Raw genomic sequence first — 17,047 nt, 5'->3', positions numbered from 1 at the left:
CCCGCGCTGGGCTTCACGGACGTCCTCTGTCCACGGGCGGCTTCCGGCACTGGTTTCCGGGCGGCTTCCGGAACCGGCATACGGGCGCCCTTCGGCACCGGCTTCCGTGAGAGCCCCGGGCCCCGCTCCCGGCATGCTCGACGGTGTCCGGCGATGGCTCGCCGAGAGTGGGGCCGAGCCGACGCCCGCGCGCGTGGCGCAGGCCCTTCGGGAGCAGGGGCGGGTGCTCGGGGACGCCGAGATCCTCGGCGCCGCCGAGCAGCTGAGGTCGGAGCTCGTCGGCAGCGGACCGCTGGAGCCGCTGCTCGCCGACCCCACGGTGACCGACGTACTGGTGTCCGCCTCGGACCGGGTCTGGGTGGACCGGGGCGGCGGCCTGGAGCTGACGACGGTTTCCTTCCCGGACGCCGGTGCCGTACGGCGGCTCGCGCAGCGCCTCGCCGCAGTCGCCGGGCGCCGGCTCGACGACGCCCGGCCGTGGGTGGACGCCCGGCTGCCCGACGGCACCCGGCTGCACGCGGTACTGCCACCGGTCTCCGTCGGCTGCACGAGTCTGTCGCTGCGGGTGGTACGGCCGCGTGCGTTCACGCTCGACGAACTGGCGACGGCGGGCACCGTGCCGCCCGGCGGCGACCGCGTACTGCGCGCGCTGCTGGGAGCACGGCTGTCGTTCCTCGTCAGCGGCGGTACCGGCAGCGGGAAGACGACGCTGCTGAGTGCGTTGCTGGGGCTCGTCGGACCGGACGAACGCATCGTCCTTGCCGAGGACTCGGCGGAGCTGCGGCCGGACCACCCGCACGTGGTCCGCCTGGAGACCAGGCCCGCCAACCAGGAGGCCGCGGGCCTGGTCACCCTGGAGGACCTGGTTCGGCAGGCACTGCGCATGCGTCCGGACATGCTCGTCGTCGGCGAGGTGCGCGGCGCCGAAGTGGCCCACTTGCTGGCCGCGCTGAACACCGGTCACAGCGGCTGCGGGACGGTGCACGCCAATGCCGCTGCCGACGTACCGGCCCGGCTGGAGGCACTCGGTACGGCCGCAGGCCTCGACCGGGCGGCCCTGCACAGTCAGCTCGCGGCGGCGCTCTCGGTGGTCCTGCACCTGGTACGGGACCGAACCGGACGGCGTCGGATCGCCGAGGTGCACGTACTGGAGCGCGACCCGTCGGGGCTGGTGCGGACGGTGCCGGCGCTGCGGTGGGGCACGGAGGCCTTCGTGGCCGAGTGCGGCTGGGAGCGATTGCGGGAGCTGCTGCGCGGTGGCGGTCTCGAAGCGCGCGCCGACGGACGGGAGGCGTACGGGTGACGGGGACGGGTGAGCTGTCGACGGGTGTGGCCCTGGTCTGTCTGGCGACGGCGGCGTGGCTGGCCGGGAGCGGGTGGCACTCCGGGGCGCGGCGTGCGCGACGGGTGTTCGCCGACGGCGGGACGGCCGGTACCGGACCGCCCACGGTGCGCCTGGTGACGGACAAGCTGCGGTGCGTCCGCGGTCGGCTGAGGCCCGAGTGGTGGTCGTTGACGGTTGGGGTGGCGCTGGCGGTACTGGGCCATTCGGTGCTGCCGGTCGTCGCGGGCGCGGCCGGGGTGCCGGTGCTGCGCCGGACACGCTTGGCAGGCCGCGCGCGACGGGCCCGGGAGCGCCGGCGGGACGCGGTGATCGCGCTGTGCGGGGTGCTCGCCGGGGAGGTGCGGGCGGGACGCCAGCCGGGCGAGGCACTGCTGTGCGCGGCGCACGACTCCGGAGGGCTCGGTGACGCGCAGCCGGCGGTGCTGGCGGCGGCCCGGTTCGGTGGGGATGTCCCGGGTGCACTCGCGGCGGCGGCGCGGCAACCGGGTGCCGAGGGGCTGCGGGGGCTCGCGGCGTGCTGGCGGGTCGCCGTCGACCAGGGTGCCGGACTCGCGGCCGGGCTCGACCGGTTGGAGGGCGCACTGCGCGCCGAACGTGATCAGCGCTCCGACCTGCGCGCCCAGTTGGCGGGTGCGCGCGCCACGGCGGTGATACTCGCCGGCCTGCCGGTCCTGGGCCTCCTGCTCGGAGTCGCCCTCGGTTCCGACCCGTTGGGCGTGCTGCTGCACACCGGGGCCGGGCTGGGCTGCCTGCTGGCCGGCGGGTTCCTGGAGGGCCTGGGCGTGTGGTGGGTGTCGCGGATCGTGCGTGGAGCGGAGTCGGTGTCGTGAACGGGGACGTGGTCCACGGGCTTGGGTCCGTGGTGGGGGCAGTGGCAGGGACGGTGCTGGTCGCCGGATGGCTGGCGCGCGGGTTGGGAGCCGTGCGGCGGGAGCGGACGGTGCGCAGACGGCTCACCGGGCTGCTGGCCCCCGAACCGGCCCGCGCCACCCCACGGCGTGCCGAGCTGCTGGGCGCCGTCCGCGGATGGCTGCCGCTGGTGGGCACGGTGGGCGCGGGATGGGCTCTGCTCGGGGGTGTCGCCGGCGTCGTGGTGGGGCTGGTGGGTGCGGCAGGGCTGTGGCGTTGGCGCTCCCGACGGTCGGCCTCCGGGACGCAAGCGGCGGAGGCCGTGGCCGCGGACGCCGCTCGTCAACTGCCGCTGGCAGCCGACCTGCTGGCGGCCTGCATCGCGGCGGGTGCCGGTCCGGTGGCGGCGGCCCAGGCGGTGGGTGACGCCCTGGGCGGACCCGTCGGGGACGCGTTGGGGCACGGCGCGGCGGAGGTCCGGCTCGGCGGCGAACCGGGCGGGGCCTGGCGCGGGTTGGCCGCGATTCCGGGCGCCGGTCCGCTGGCGCGGCTACTGGAGCGGGCCGACGTGTCCGGCCTGCCCGCGGCCGGTCCGGTCGCCCGGCTCGCGGCCCAGGCCCGTGCCGACTGGGCTCGCGCCACGACGGCCCGGGCCCGCCGGGCGGCCGTCATGGTCACCGCTCCGGTGGGGCTGTGCTTCCTGCCCGCGTTCATCGCGGTGGGCGTGCTGCCGGTGGTGATCGGCCTTGCGGGCGGGGTCCTGGGAGAGGGAGGGGGTGGTGGCTGACGGAACGGAGCGGAGGGCGCGGAGCCCACGAGTGAGTGACCGACGAACGAGTAAGTGAGCAACGAGAACGGACCTTACGGGGGTTGCGATGTATCAGATGTATCAGGTGTGTCGGGTGTATCGGGCGGCACGGGCACGGCTGAGTGCCCGGGTGCGCGGAGCAGTACGTACGGCACGGCGGGACGCGGGAATGGTCACGTCCGAGTACGCGATGGGGATCGTCGCGGCGGTGGCGTTCGCCGTGGTGCTCTACAAGGTGGTGACGAGCGGTGCGGTCAGCGCGGAGCTGCAGGGCATCGTGAAGCAGGCACTCGATGCGCGGATGTGAGCGGGCAGCGGGGACGGGATCCCGCCGAGGAACCGGCAGAGGCTCCGGCAACCGCTTCGGCAGAGGATTGGACAGGGGGTTCGTGACCGCGGAGACGGCCGTGGTGCTGCCGGTGCTGGTGGTGTTCGCGATGGCGCTGGTGTGCGGGCTGCTTGTCGTGGCGGCTCAGATCCAGTGCGTGGACGCGGCGCGGACGGGTGCCCGTGCGGCGGCCCGGCAGGATCCGGCCGACGCGGTAGTCGAGGTCACCGAGCAGGCGGCACCGCGCGGAGCGCGGGTCACGGTCAGCCGGGAGGAGGGCCGGGTCCGTGTGGTCGTGGTGGCCGAGCCACCGGCGTTGCACGGCCTGCCCTTCGAGGTACGGGAGGAGGCCGTGGCTTCGGTGGAGCAGACGGTGGGGGCGGGGCCATGAGAGGCGATGTGTCGCTCGGCGCGGTGACCGCCCTGGGTCCTGGGCCCGGCCCTGAGCCCGCCCCTGAGCCCGTTCGTCCCAGCCCTGAGCCCGCCCCTGAGCCCGTTCGTGGCTCGGCACCTGGCTCGGTACCTGGCTCGGCACCTGGCTCGGTACCTGGCTCGGGGTCTGGCGTCGGCTCAGGCTCCGACATCGGCTCAGAAGAACCGGGCTCGGGCCTCAGCCCGGGCTCGGGCTCCAACCCCGGCTCCGGTCTCAACGGTGGCTCGGGCTCGGCCGCGGGACCCAACCCCGGCTCAGGTTCGGGCTCGGGCTCCGGGCTCGACCCGGGCTCGGGCTCCGGGCTCGACCCGGGCTCGGGATCGGGCTCGGCCTCGGGATCGGGCTCGGGCATCGGATCGGTCCCCGGCCCCGGTGGGGGCTCGGGCGTCGCCTCCGCCTCCGCCCGCGACCGGGGCTCCGCCACTGTGTGGAGCGTCGGAGCCATTGCTGTTCTGTGCCTGGTGTTCGGCATCGTGCTGGCCCTGGGCCAGGCTGTCGTGGTTCGGCACCGGGCGGCCGGCGGCGCCGATCTGGCAGCGCTCGCGGCGGCGGACCACTGGGCACAGGGCGGCAGGGCGGCGTGTGCCCGGGCGGACCGGGTCGCGCGTGCCCAGGGGACGCGGTTGGTGCGATGCGTGCTCACCGGGCAGACCTCGGACGTGACGGCGGCTTCGGGCCGGGGGCCGTTCGCGGCGGAGGTCCGGGCGAGAGCAGGCCCGGCTACGGGCGTGCCGCCGACCGGTGTCGCCCCGGCCGGTGTCGATCCGACCGGTGTCGATCCGACCGTGGCCGTGCCGACCGTGGCCGTGCCGACCGAGGGCCGGTCGACGGGGTTCCTGGCAGGGCCCCCGCCTACCCCGCCTCCCTACCCGCGGCAGGACCCGTCTCCGGCTCTGTCACCGGCTTCGGCGTCGTCCCCGGCTCCGCACCCCGCTCCGGCCCCTCCGCCACCCCACGCAACAGCACCGTGAGCAGCCGCACGGCGCCCCGCTTGTGCAGCGGCTCGTTGCCGTTGCCGCACTTGGGGGACTGGATGCAGGACGGGCAGCCGGCGTCGCAGTCGCAGGAGGCGATGGCCTCCCGGGTGGCGGTGAGCCAGTCGTGGGCCGTACGGAAGGCGCGCTCGGCGAAACCGGCGCCGCCCGGGTGGCCGTCGTACACGAAGACCGTCGGCAGCAGCGTGTCCGGGTGCAGGGGGACCGACACGCCGCCGATGTCCCAGCGGTCGCAGGTCGCGAACAGGGGAAGCATGCCGATCGAGGCGTGTTCGGCGGCGTGCAGGGCCCCGCCGAGGATCTCCGGGTTGATCCGGGCCGCGTCCAGCTGGTCCTCGGTGACCGTCCACCACACCGCGCGTGTGCGCAGCGTCCGAGGGGGGAGGTCGAGTTTCGTCTCGCCCAGGACCTCACCGGTGATGAGGCGCCGGCGCAGGAAGGAGACCACCTGGTTGGTGACCTCGACGGAGCCGTAGCAGAGGCGTCCGTCACCCCAGGGGACCTCGGTGTCGGTCTCCAGGACCGAGATTGCCGTCGTGTCGCGGGCGACCGTGGAGTACGACGGGGTGGCCTGCTCGACCAGCGCGACGGAGTCCTCCAGGTCCAGGGACCGGACGAGATACGTGCGCCCCTGGTGGAGGTGCACGGCGCCCTCGTGGACCGTCGTGTGGGCGGCGCCGGCGTCGACCGTGCCCAGCAGCCGGCCCGTCCCGGCCTCGACGACCTGGACCGGACGTCCACCCTCCCCGCGGATGTCGGTCAGGTCGGCGGCCCTTTCCCGGCGCGTCCAGTGCCAGGCCCGGGTCCGGCGGCGCAGCAGCCGGGCTTCCTCCAACTGGGGGAGCAACTCCTCGCAGGCGGGGCCGAACAGCGTCAGGTCCTCGTCGGTCAGAGGCAGCTCGGCCGCCGCCGCGCACAGGTGGGGGGCGAGTACGTACGGGTTGTCGGGGTCGAGGACCGTGGACTCCACGGGCTGGTCGAACAGGGCTTCGGGGTGGTGGACGAGGAAGGTGTCCAGCGGATCGTCGCGGGCGACCAGCACCGCGAGGGCCCCCTGCCCGGCCCGCCCCGCCCGGCCCGCCTGCTGCCACAGTGAGGCCCGAGTGCCCGGATAGCCGGCGATCACCACGGCGTCCAGGCCGGAGATGTCGAGGCCGAGTTCGAGGGCGTTCGTCGCCGCGAGACCGAGGAGCTCACCGGAGTGCAGGGCGCGTTCCAGGGCGCGGCGCTCCTCGGGGAGGTAGCCGCCGCGGTACGCCGCCACGCGCCGGGCCAGCGAGCGGTCGACCTCGGCCAGGCGTTCCTGGGCGATCACCGAGATCAACTCGGCGCCGCGCCGGGACCGGACGAAGGTGATCGAGCGCATGCCCTGCACGGTGAGGTCGGTGAGCAGGTCGGCGGCCTCGGCGGTGGCCGTGCGGCGGACCGGCGCGCCCTTCTCGCCCTCCAGTTCGGTCAGCGGCGGCTCCCAGAGGGCGAACACCAGTTCACCGCGCGGTGAGGCGTCGTCGGCGACCTCGACCACCGGCAGTCCGGTGAGCCGCCGGGCCGCGACCGAGGGCTCGGCGGAGGTGGCGGAGGCGAGCAGGAACACGGGCGACGCGCCGTAGCGCGTACACAGCCGGCGCAGTCTTCGCAGCACCTGGGCCACGTGGGAGCCGAAGACACCCCGGTAGGTGTGGCACTCGTCGATCACGACGTACTTCAGCGACTTCAGGAAGGAGGACCAGCGGGGATGGGACGGCAGGATGCCGCGGTGCAGCATGTCCGGGTTGGTCAGCACGTAGGTGCCGTACTGGCGGATCCACTCGCGTTCCTCGAACGGCGTGTCGCCGTCGTACACCGCGGTTCGCACGGATGTGCCGAGAGGTTGTGAGAGTTCCTTCACCGACCGGCACTGGTCGGCGGCGAGCGCCTTGGTCGGTGCCAGGTAGAGGGCGGTGGCGCCACGCCCGTTGGGGGCCTCTGATCCGTCCAGGAGCGTCGACAGCGCCGGCACCAGGTACGCCAGGGACTTGCCGGACGCGGTGCCGGTGGCGACGACCACCGAGTCGCCGTCCAGGGCGTGCTCGGCCACGCGTGCCTGGTGGGCCCAGGGGTGTTCGATGCCCGCGGCCCGTACCGCCGCGACGACCTCCGGCCGAATCCGGTCCGGCCAGGCGGCATGACGACCCGCACGCGGGGGCAAGTGCTCCGTATGAGTGATGCGCGTAGCCCGGCTCGGTCCCGCGGCGAGCCGGTCCAGGAGTATGCCCGGATCGGGCCGGGAGCCGGGCTCCGCCGGGGGTCGATCGGATCGGTGATTCTTGGCCATCGGCACCGAGTCTGTCACTGGCGTGACGGACAATGGGACCAAGGCGTCGTGCACGCCCGCCGGTAAGTGATTGAATGCCATCGCGGCTGGCGAACCGTCCTGGGGGCTTCAAGCCGAGGTGTCCCGAGGGACGACCGCTCGATAGCAAGGTGCTGGAGGATCCGTGGACCTGTCCCTGTCGACCCGTACCGTCGGCGATCGTACGGTCGTCGAGGTCGGTGGCGAAATTGACGTATACACCGCGCCCAAGCTGCGAGAGCAGCTGGTCGAGCTCGTGAACGACGGGAGTTTCCACCTCGTCGTCGACATGGAGGGCGTGGACTTCCTCGACTCCACCGGGCTCGGCGTGCTGGTCGGCGGACTGAAGCGCGTGCGTGCCCATGAGGGCTCGCTGCGCCTGGTCTGCAACCAGGAGCGCATTCTCAAGATCTTCCGTATCACCGGCCTCACCAAGGTGTTCCCCATTCACACCTCGGTCGAGGAAGCGGTGGCGGCCACCGACTGACGACCGGTCCCGGGCCCCTGGGCCCGGGACCGCAGCAGTACAAGGGAGGTCCGGGCTGTCGGCGGCCCGGACCTCCGAAAGCACGCCCGTAGTTCCGAGGGGGACGCATGGCCACCGTCGAACTCCGCTTCAGCGCGCTGCCCGAGCATGTCCGCACCGCCCGTCTGGTGGCGGCGGCGGTGGCACGCAGGGCCGGAGTGGACGAGGCCGTCCTCGACGAGGTCAGGCTCGCCGTCGGCGAGGCCTGCTCCCGAGCCGTGGGCCTGCATCAGCACGTCGGCATCACCGCGCCGGTCAAGGTGTCGCTGATCGAGGAGGAGAAGCAGTTCTCCATCGAGGTCGGCGACGAGGCGCCGCACGCGGTACCCGGGGCCGGAAACCCGGGTGCCGTCGACGACGCGGAGGCCGAGGAGGACGAGATGGGTCTCGCTGTCATCAGCGGACTCGTCGACGACGTGGAGGTCACGGCCGGCGAGGACGGCGGACTGATCCGCATGACCTGGCCGACCGCACCGGCGATCCTGCCGCCGGTCTGACGCCGGCCCGGGCCACCCCGGACCCGGGCCACCCCGGACCTGGGCCACCCCGGACCCAGGGCCTCACGCAGTCACCAGCCAGCCCGCAAGCCCGCAAGTCACCCGAAGGGCCCTACCTCGTAGGGCCCTTCGTCATGTGCGGAAGGCGAGGCCCACACATACAGTGGTGCCGTACGGGCGATAAGTGAATTCATTCACGATCGATCGTGCGAGAAAATGGATCACGGCAATGCGAACGTCAGGTGATCGCCGCTAATGCCGAAAGGCCATTACTACTTCTGGCCCCTTTGGGTTGACAGGTCAATTCCTTTTGTCGTGCACTGTTTTGATCAGGTTCCGGTACCTACAATCCCGTCCACATCTTGAGCTCAGTCCAAGCGTCAAGGAGGACGAATGGCGGAGCTTTCCACCCCTCATCAGCTGGGTGACACCTCGACCGTCGCAGCCGCCGTCCTGACCGACTCGAACCGTGCCCTGGTCGCGGTGATCGCGGTCGTCGCGCTGGCAGCGCTGGTGCTCGCGGGCGTCCTGGTGCGCCAGGTGCTCGCGGCGGGCGAGGGAACCGACAGGATGAAGGAGATCGCGGCGGCCGTTCAGGAAGGCGCGAACGCCTACCTGGCCCGGCAGCTTCGTACGCTCGGCGTATTCGCCGTCGTCGTGTTCTTTCTGCTCATGCTGCTGCCTGCGGACGACTGGAATCAGCGGGCCGGACGATCGATCTTCTTTTTGATCGGCGCGGCGTTCTCGGCGGCCACCGGTTATATCGGCATGTGGCTCGCGGTGCGCAGCAACGTACGCGTCGCCGCGGCGGCGCGGGAAGCGACACCCGCTCCCGGCGAACCGCAAAAAGACCTCACCCTCGTCTCGCACAAAGCGACGAAGATCGCTTTTCGTACGGGCGGCGTGGTCGGCATGTTCACGGTGGGACTCGGCTTGCTGGGCGCCTGCTGCGTGGTGCTGGTGTACGCGGCCGACGCCCCGAAGGTCCTGGAGGGCTTCGGCCTCGGCGCCGCGCTGATCGCGATGTTCATGCGAGTCGGCGGCGGCATCTTCACCAAGGCCGCCGACGTCGGCGCCGACCTGGTCGGCAAGGTCGAGCAGGGCATTCCGGAGGACGATCCGCGCAATGCCGCGACCATCGCCGACAACGTGGGCGACAACGTCGGCGACTGCGCGGGCATGGCTGCCGACCTCTTCGAGTCGTACGCCGTGACCCTGGTGGCCGCGCTGATCCTCGGCAAGGTGGCGTTCGGCGACGCCGGACTGGCCTTCCCGCTGCTGGTGCCGGCGATCGGCGTGGTCACGGCCATGATCGGCATCTTCGCGGTGGCACCCCGCCGGTCCGACCGCAGCGGCATGAGCGCGATCAACCGTGGCTTCTTCATCTCCGCGGTGATCTCGCTGGCGCTGGTGGCGGTGGCCGTCTTCGTCTACCTGCCCGGAAAGTACTCCGACCTGGACGGCGTCACCGACGCGGCGATCGCGGGCCGGGACGGCGACCCGCGGATCCTCGCACTCGTCGCGGTGGCCATCGGCATCGTGCTCGCCGCCCTGATCCAGCAACTCACCGGCTACTTCACCGAGACCACCCGACGCCCCGTCAAGGACATCGGCAAGACCTCGCTCACCGGCCCCGCCACCGTCGTCCTCGCCGGCATCTCGATCGGCCTCGAATCCGCCGTCTACACCGCCCTCCTGATCGGCCTCGGCGTCTACGGGGCGTTCCTGCTCGGCGGTACGTCCATCATGCTGGCGCTGTTCGCCGTGGCACTGGCCGGCACCGGCCTGCTCACCACGGTCGGTGTCATCGTCGCCATGGACACCTTCGGCCCGGTCTCCGACAACGCGCAGGGCATCGCCGAGATGTCCGGCGACGTCGAGGGAGCCGGCGCCCAGGTGCTCACCGACCTGGACGCGGTCGGCAACACCACCAAGGCCATCACCAAGGGCATCGCCATCGCCACCGCCGTACTCGCCGCCGCGGCCCTCTTCGGGTCGTACCGCGACGCCATCACCACCGGCGCGGCGGACGTGGGCGAGAAACTCAGCGGCGAGGGCGCGCCGATGAGCCTGATGATGGACATCTCGCAGCCCAACAACCTGGTCGGCCTCATCGCGGGCGCGGCGGTCGTCTTCCTCTTCTCGGGGCTGGCGATCAACGCGGTGTCGCGGTCGGCGGGCGCCGTGGTCTTCGAGGTGCGGCGGCAGTTCCGGGAGCGGCCCGGGATCATGGACTACAGCGAGAAACCCGAGTACGGCAAGGTCGTCGACATCTGTACCAGGGACGCCCTGCGCGAACTCGCCACGCCCGGGCTGCTCGCCGTCATGGCGCCCATCTTCATCGGGTTCACGCTCGGTGTGGGCGCGCTCGGCGCCTTCCTGGCGGGCGCGATCGGCGCGGGCACGCTGATGGCGGTGTTCCTCGCCAACTCCGGTGGTGCCTGGGACAACGCCAAGAAACTCGTCGAGGACGGTCACCACGGCGGCAAGGGCAGTGAGGCCCACGCCGCCACCGTCATCGGCGACACGGTCGGCGACCCCTTCAAGGACACCGCGGGCCCGGCGATCAACCCCCTGCTCAAGGTCATGAACCTGGTGGCACTGCTCATCGCTCCGGCGGTCATCAAGTTCTCCTACGGCGCCGACAAGAGCATCGGCGTACGGGTGGGGATTGCCGTCGTCGCGTTCGTCGTCATCGCCGCGGCGGTCTACGTCTCCAAGCGGCGCGGAATCGCCATGGGCGACGAGGGCGACGCCGACCAGGAGCCCAAGTCGGCCGATCCGGCGGTGGTTTCGTAGATTCCGACAGCGGTCCCTCCAGGAGACGCAGGGCAAAAGGCGGGCGTACGGCGCGTATTGACGCGCCGTACGCCCGCGTCGTGCGCGTGCGCGCCCTTCATCGTGAGCCTTCTCTCTCTTGATGCAAATGGCTGCAATACGGTCTTAACGGATGTTCGTCCTGCGGAGGTCCCCCGTCCGGCGTGTATGTTCCGGGGCCGAGAGCCATGGAAGGGACCAATCCGGTGAACAAGAAGCTCGCGGCCGCACTGTCCGGCGGTGCGGTACTGGTACTGGCGCTGACGGGATGCAGCAGCAGCAGCGACGACAACGACAAGCTGGACTCCTGGGCGAAGGAGGTCTGCGACGGAGTGCAGCCGCAGGCCAAGAAGATCGAGGCGGCCAACGCGGCGATCCAGAAGGAGACCTCGGACAACAGCACGCCGGACGAGGTCCAGAAGACCGACGCCAAGGCGTTCCAGGACATGTCCGACGCCTACAAGGCGATGGGCAGCGCCGTCCAGAAGGCCGGGGCGCCGGACGTCGAGGACGGCGAGAAGAAGCAGAAGGACGCGGTCGCCGAGCTCAACGGCCTCTCCTCGTCGTACGCCTCCCTGAGGAAGCAGGTGGAGGCCCTCGACACCAAGGACCAGGCGAAGTTCGCCGACGGTCTCAAGGGCATCGCCACCGAACTGAACAAGCTCAGCAAGAGCGGCAGCGACGCGCTGAAGACCCTCGAGGAGGGCGACGTCGGCCAGGCGATGGCCAAGCAGGCCAGCTGCAAGTCGGCCTCGGGGACGCCGTCGGCCGCGGCCGGCTGACCTCCGCCGCACGGACACGGGGCGGGGCACGGGCCGCAGGGCCCCAGCGAGGTGCGGGCACAGAACCGCACGAGGTGCGGGCGCAGGGGGCCCAGCGAGGTGCGGGCGCAGGGCTCCAGCGAGGTGCGGGACTCCGGGCCACAATGGGGGAGTGAGTAACGCCAGCCTCTCCCCCCTGCCCTCCGCCGACCGCCCCGACGTCACCGCCCGGCTGCGGGACGCCCTGCTCGGGGCCTCCTTCACCGCCGACGGACTGCTGGAGCTGCTCGGCGCCCCCGCCTACGCGGCGCTGTCGCGCAGCGAGACCGTGCCCGCGCTCCGGGCCACCCGCGGCGACACGCCGCTGGAACTGCTCGTACGGCTCTTCCTGCTCCAGCAACCCGTCCTCCACGCGCGCGTGGAGGAGGTGCTGCCCGTCGACGCCTGCCTGGAGAGCGGGTGGCTCGTCCGCGCGGGTGACGACGAGGTGGCGGCCACCGTGGACGTACGGCCGTACGGGGGGCCCGGGGGCGAGGACTGGTTCATCGTCTCCGACCTGGGATGCGCGGTCGGCGGAGCGGGAGGAGTGCGCGTCGGCGCTCCTGGAAGGGGCGAGGACGGGCGACGGGCGGGCGGCACCGGCAGTCACGCCCAGGGCGTCGTCCTCGGTGTGGGAGGCGCCTCCATGACCCTCGCCGGCCTCACCGTCCGTACGCCCGTCTCCGCGGCCCTGGACCTCGGCACCGGCTCCGGCATCCAGGCTCTGCACGCCGCCGCGCACGCCACGCGCGTGACGGCGACCGACGTCAACCCGCGCGCGCTGCACATCACCGCGCTCACGCTCGCCCTGTCCGGTGCCCCGGCCGCCGAGCTGCGCGAGGGATCCCTCTACGAGCCGGTCCATGACGACGAGACGTACGACCTGATCGTCTCCAACCCGCCCTTCGTGATCTCACCGGGCGCCCGCCTCACCTACCGCGACGGTGGGATGGGCGGGGACGATCTGTGCCGCTCGCTCGTTCAGCAGACGGGGGAGCGCCTGAACGAGGGCGGGTTCGCGCACTTCCTCGCCAACTGGCAGCACGTGGAGGGGGAGGACTGGACGGACCGGCTGCGCTCCTGGGTGCCGCGCGGCTGCGACGCCTGGATCGTGCAGCGCGAGGTGCAGGACGTCACGCAGTACGCCGAGCTGTGGCTTCGGGACGCGGGCGACCACCGGGGCGACGCGGCCGATTACCAGGCGCGCTACGACGCGTGGCTGGACGAGTTCGACGCGCGCAAGGTCAGGGCGGTCGGCTTCGGCTGGATCACGTTGCGCCGGACCGCGGCCGCCGAGCCCTCCGTCATGGTCGAGGAATGGCCGCACCCGATCGAGCAGCCGCTCGGCGAGACCGTGCGCGCGTACTTCGACCGTGTCGACTACCTGCGCGCACACGACGACGCGGCCCTGCTCGAAGCGCACTTCACGCTGGCCGGCGAGGTCGTCCAGGAACAGGTCGGACTGCCCGGCGCCGAGGACCCGGAGCACGTCGTCCTGCGCCAGAACCGCGGGATGCGGCGGGCCACCCGGGTCGACACCGTCGGTGCCGGTTTCGCGGGCGTCTGCGACGGCACCATGAGCGCGGGCCGCATCCTGGACGCCATCGCCCAGCTGGTGGGCGAGGACCCGGTGGCGCTGCGCGACCGCACGCCCGCGCAGATCCGGCTGCTGGTGGAGCAGGGATTCCTCGAACCGGCGTAGAGACGGGGGCGGCGATCATCGCCGCCGGGCCCTGTACGGGAACGAGCCACGGGCGGGGGGCCGCCGAGCCGGCGGTTCCCCGTTCACCTCGGGTTCGCCTGCCCGCCGCCGTCGCGTGACAGCCTCCCGGGGGCTGGACACACGCAAGCTGGAGAAAAGGGGCACGGGGACCATGGAGAGCGGGCCGGCGATCTTCGCTGGGATGGTGTTCGCCCTGTTCGGGGCCGGTCTGCTGGTGTGGACCGCGACGCGGGTCCGGCACGGCCGGCCCGTCGCGCACGGTGTGAGCCCCGTCGCATCGGCGACCGTCGCGAGCGTCGCCGGGGTGACCGCCCTCGCTCTCGGGGCATGGTGCCTGACGCACGTGTGAGAGGCCGGTTCCGGCCCCCGGCCGCACCCCCGCCCGAGTAATCGGGGGATCGCGCTCCGGATGCGCACTTCAGGGCAGGTAAACACTCCGGGCGGCAGGAACAGGGTTCGTCGGGTTACCGTTCGAGTGGCCGTTGCGGGCTTTTCCCGTTTGACACGGGGGCGGGAGGTACCGTCACACTCCGCAGCGTCACGACCGAAATGCAGCACACCCCGACCCCGGGACCACGGCCTGGGGAGGCCCAGCGTCGACCGGAGAGAAGAGCGAAGTTGTCCCCGACCAGCGAGACCGCGAAGGGCGGCCGCCGACTCGTCATCGTCGAGTCGCCTGCCAAGGCGAAGACGATCAAGGGCTATCTCGGCCCTGGCTACGTCGTCGAGGCGAGCGTCGGGCACATTCGCGACCTTCCCAGCGGCGCCGCGGAGGTACCCGAGAAGTACACCGGTGAGGTCCGCCGCCTCGGTGTGGACGTCGAACACGACTTCCAGCCGATCTATGTGGTCAACGCTGACAAGAAGGCGCAGGTCAGGAAGCTCAAGGACCTGCTGAAGGACTCCGACGAACTCTTCCTCGCCACCGATGAGGACCGCGAGGGCGAGGCCATCGCCTGGCACCTGCAGGAAGTCCTCAAGCCGAAGATCCCCGTCAAGCGCATGGTGTTCCACGAGATCACCAAGGACGCGATCCGGGCCGCCGTCGCCAACCCGCGCGAGCTCAACCAGAAGCTCGTCGACGCCCAGGAGACCCGCCGCATCCTCGACCGCCTCTACGGCTACGAGGTCTCGCCGGTCCTCTGGAAGAAGGTCATGCCGAAGCTGTCGGCCGGCCGCGTCCAGTCCGTCGCCACGCGCCTCGTGGTCGAGCGGGAACGCGAGCGCATGGCGTTCCGTTCCGCCGAGTACTGGGACCTGACGGGCACCTTCGCGACCGGCCGCGCCGGTGACGCGTCGGACCCGTCGTCGCTGGTCGCCCGCCTGCAGACCGTCGACGGCAGGCGCGTCGCCCAGGGCCGCGACTTCGACTCCCTGGGCCAGATCAAGAGCGCGAACACCCTCCATCTCGACGAGGCGAACGCCCGCGCGCTCGCCGCCGCCCTGGAGAACACCCGCTTCGCGGTCCGCTCCGTCGAGTCCAAGCCGTACCGCCGCTCGCCGTACGCCCCGTTCCGTACGACGACGCTCCAGCAGGAGGCGAGCCGCAAGCTCGGCTTCGGCGCCAAGGCGACCATGCAGATCGCCCAGAAGCTGTACGAGAACGGCTACATCACCTACATGCGTACGGACTCGACGACCCTGAGCGACACGGCGGTCACCGCCGCCCGCGCCCAGGTCACGCAGCTGTACGGCGCCGACTACCTCCCCGCCCAGCCGCGGACGTACGCCGGCAAGGTCAAGAACGCGCAGGAGGCGCACGAGGCGATCCGTCCCTCGGGCGACCGCTTCCGCACGCCCGCCGAGACCGGGCTGACCGGCGACCAGTTCCGGCTCTACGAGCTCATCTGGAAGCGGACCGTCGCCTCCCAGATGAAGGACGCGACCGGCAACAGCGTCACCGTGAAGATCGGCGGCGCCGCCTCCGACGGCCGGGACGTCGAGTTCAGCGCCTCCGGCAAGACGATCACCTTCCACGGCTTCCTCAAGGCCTACGTCGAGGGCGCCGACGACCCGAACGCCGAGCTGGACGACCGCGAGCGCCGGCTGCCGCAGGTCGCCCAGGGCGACGCGCTGACGGCCGAGCAGATCACGGTCGACGGCCACGCCACCAAGCCCCCGGCCCGCTACACCGAGGCGTCGCTGGTCAAGGAGCTGGAAGAGCGCGAGATCGGCCGCCCGTCGACGTACGCGTCGATCATCGGCACGATCCTGGACCGCGGCTACGTCTTCAAGAAGGGCACGGCGCTCGTCCCGTCCTTCCTGTCCTTCGCCGTGGTCAACCTCCTGGAGAAGCACTTCGGGCGGCTCGTCGACTACGACTTCACCGCGAAGATGGAGGACGACCTCGACGCCATCGCCCGCGGCGAGGCCCAGGCGGTGCCGTGGCTGCGGCGCTTCTACTTCGGCGAGGGCGACGGTGCCGGCAACGGCGGCGCCGCCGACGCCGGCAACGGCGACGGGGACCACCTCGGCGGCCTCAAGGAGCTGGTGACCGACCTCGGCGCGATCGACGCGCGCGAGGTGTCGTCCTTCCCCGTCGGCAACGACATCGTGCTGCGCGTCGGACGCTACGGCCCGTACGTCGAGCGCGGCGAGAAGGACGCCGAGAACCACCAGCGCGCCGACGTCCCCGAGGACCTGGCACCGGACGAGCTGTCCGTCGAACTGGCGGAGGAACTGCTCGCCAAGCCGAGCGGCGACTTCGAGCTGGGCACCGACCCGGCCACCGGCCACGCCATCGTCGCCAAGGACGGCCGCTACGGCCCGTACGTCACCGAGGTGCTGCCCGAGGGCACCCCGAAGACCGGCAAGAACGCCGTGAAGCCCCGTACGGCCTCGCTGTTCAAGTCGATGTCCCTGGACACGGTGACCCTCGACGACGCCCTCAAGCTCATGTCGCTGCCGCGCGTCGTCGGCACCGACGCCGAGGGCGTCGAGATCACCGCGCAGAACGGCCGCTACGGCCCGTACCTGAAGAAGGGCACGGACTCGCGGTCCCTCACCTCCGAGGAGCAGCTCTTCACGATCACGCTGGAGGAGGCGCTGGCGATCTACGCCCAGCCCAAGCAGCGTGGCCGGGCCGCGGCCAAGCCGCCGCTGAAGGAGCTGGGCACCGACCCGGTCAGCGAGAAGCCGGTCGTGGTCAAGGACGGCCGCTTCGGCCCGTACGTCACCGACGGCGAGACCAACGCGACCCTGCGCTCCGGCGACAGCGTCGAGGAGATCACGCCGGAGCGCGGCTACGAGCTCCTCGCGGAGAAGCGCGCCAAGGGGCCCGCCAAGAAGACGGCGAAGAAGGCCGCCGCGAAGAAGGCCCCGGCCAAGAAGGCGACGGCGAAGAAGACCGCGGCCAAGAAGACCACGGCCGCCAAGACCACGGCCGCCAAGACGACGGCCGCGAAGACCACGGCCGCGAAGAAGACCGCGACCAAGACGACGGCCAAGACCGCGGTGAAGAAGACGGCCACCAAGAAGGCGACCGCCTCCAAGGTGTCGGAGGACTGAGCCCGCTCCAGGGACCGCTCGGCGCTCCGGGCGCTCTTCCCGCGCTTCTTCCTTCCCGCGCTTCTTCGCGAAACGAACGCCCCGGCA

At 71.9% G+C, this 17,047-nt stretch carries 13 protein-coding genes and 1 pseudogene; 13 read left to right on the top strand and 1 reads right to left on the bottom strand.

Annotated features, from left to right (window positions below; genetic code table 11):
* The first annotated feature begins 133 nt into the window (after positions 1-133).
* From ACP4J0_RS26850 to ACP4J0_RS26825, 6 genes and pseudogenes are all read left to right on the top strand, one after another.
* Complete coding sequence (locus ACP4J0_RS26850) at positions 134-1,303, top strand: TadA family conjugal transfer-associated ATPase (protein ID WP_426601298.1); 1,170 nt, start codon at positions 134-136, stop codon at positions 1,301-1,303.
* Positions 1,300-2,175 carry a type II secretion system F family protein gene (locus tag ACP4J0_RS26845; protein WP_426601297.1) on the top strand — a complete coding sequence of 292 codons (876 nt, stop codon included), beginning with the start codon at positions 1,300-1,302 and terminating at the stop codon, positions 2,173-2,175. The genes ACP4J0_RS26850 and ACP4J0_RS26845 overlap by 4 nt, the downstream gene beginning before the upstream one ends.
* Complete coding sequence (locus ACP4J0_RS26840; RefSeq protein ID WP_426601296.1) at positions 2,172-2,981, top strand: type II secretion system F family protein; 810 nt, start codon at positions 2,172-2,174, stop codon at positions 2,979-2,981. Before ACP4J0_RS26845 ends, ACP4J0_RS26840 begins: the two co-directional genes overlap by 4 nt.
* Positions 2,982-3,096: 115 nt before the next feature.
* The gene (locus ACP4J0_RS26835; protein WP_426601295.1) at positions 3,097-3,309 is read left to right on the top strand and encodes a DUF4244 domain-containing protein; all 213 of its coding nucleotides are present in this window, start codon (positions 3,097-3,099) and stop codon (positions 3,307-3,309) included.
* Between the two features lie 82 nt (positions 3,310-3,391).
* Positions 3,392-3,721: a TadE family type IV pilus minor pilin gene (locus ACP4J0_RS26830; RefSeq protein ID WP_426601294.1), complete on the top strand. Its 330-nt coding sequence runs from the start codon at positions 3,392-3,394 to the stop codon at positions 3,719-3,721.
* Between the two features lie 392 nt (positions 3,722-4,113).
* Positions 4,114-4,521 (top strand): annotated as a pseudogene (locus ACP4J0_RS26825) (Rv3654c family TadE-like protein); the annotation flags it as partial.
* Between the two features lie 94 nt (positions 4,522-4,615).
* On the opposite strand, the gene ACP4J0_RS26820 reads toward ACP4J0_RS26825, so the two are convergent.
* A complete protein-coding gene (locus ACP4J0_RS26820) occupies positions 4,616-7,153 on the bottom strand; it encodes a DEAD/DEAH box helicase (RefSeq protein WP_426601293.1) in 2,538 nt (845 codons plus the stop codon).
* 82 nt (positions 7,154-7,235) lie between these two features.
* Here ACP4J0_RS26820 and bldG point away from each other — a divergent pair, with 82 nt between their 5' ends.
* The 7 genes from bldG (at position 7,236) to topA (ending at position 16,960) form a co-directional block, all read left to right on the top strand.
* On the top strand, positions 7,236-7,577 hold the full coding sequence (gene bldG / locus ACP4J0_RS26815; RefSeq protein ID WP_003975386.1) for an anti-sigma factor antagonist BldG: 342 nt from the start codon (positions 7,236-7,238) through the stop codon (positions 7,575-7,577).
* Between the two features lie 107 nt (positions 7,578-7,684).
* Positions 7,685-8,113 carry an ATP-binding protein gene (locus tag ACP4J0_RS26810; protein WP_426601292.1) on the top strand — a complete coding sequence of 143 codons (429 nt, stop codon included), beginning with the start codon at positions 7,685-7,687 and terminating at the stop codon, positions 8,111-8,113.
* A gap of 393 nt (positions 8,114-8,506) precedes the next feature.
* On the top strand, positions 8,507-10,912 hold the full coding sequence (locus ACP4J0_RS26805) for a sodium-translocating pyrophosphatase (RefSeq protein WP_426601291.1): 2,406 nt from the start codon (positions 8,507-8,509) through the stop codon (positions 10,910-10,912).
* A gap of 206 nt (positions 10,913-11,118) precedes the next feature.
* Positions 11,119-11,712 (top strand): small secreted protein, encoded by a 594-nt coding sequence (locus ACP4J0_RS26800; protein WP_426601290.1) that lies wholly within the window; start codon positions 11,119-11,121, stop codon positions 11,710-11,712.
* 151 nt (positions 11,713-11,863) lie between these two features.
* The gene (locus ACP4J0_RS26795) at positions 11,864-13,432 is read left to right on the top strand and encodes a DUF7059 domain-containing protein (RefSeq protein WP_426601289.1); all 1,569 of its coding nucleotides are present in this window, start codon (positions 11,864-11,866) and stop codon (positions 13,430-13,432) included.
* Between the two features lie 172 nt (positions 13,433-13,604).
* Positions 13,605-13,802: a hypothetical protein gene (locus tag ACP4J0_RS26790; protein ID WP_426601288.1), complete on the top strand. Its 198-nt coding sequence runs from the start codon at positions 13,605-13,607 to the stop codon at positions 13,800-13,802.
* A 269-nt stretch (positions 13,803-14,071) separates the two neighbouring features.
* Positions 14,072-16,960 (top strand): type I DNA topoisomerase, encoded by a 2,889-nt coding sequence (gene topA / locus ACP4J0_RS26785; RefSeq protein WP_426601287.1) that lies wholly within the window; start codon positions 14,072-14,074, stop codon positions 16,958-16,960.
* Positions 16,961-17,047: the final 87 nt, after the last annotated feature.

This window comes from Streptomyces sp. WG7 (genome assembly GCF_049975785.1).
Lineage (GTDB): Bacteria > Actinomycetota > Actinomycetes > Streptomycetales > Streptomycetaceae > Streptomyces.
The sequence above is the reverse complement of the archived record's forward strand: the minus strand, read 5'-3'. Positions and strand labels throughout refer to the sequence as shown.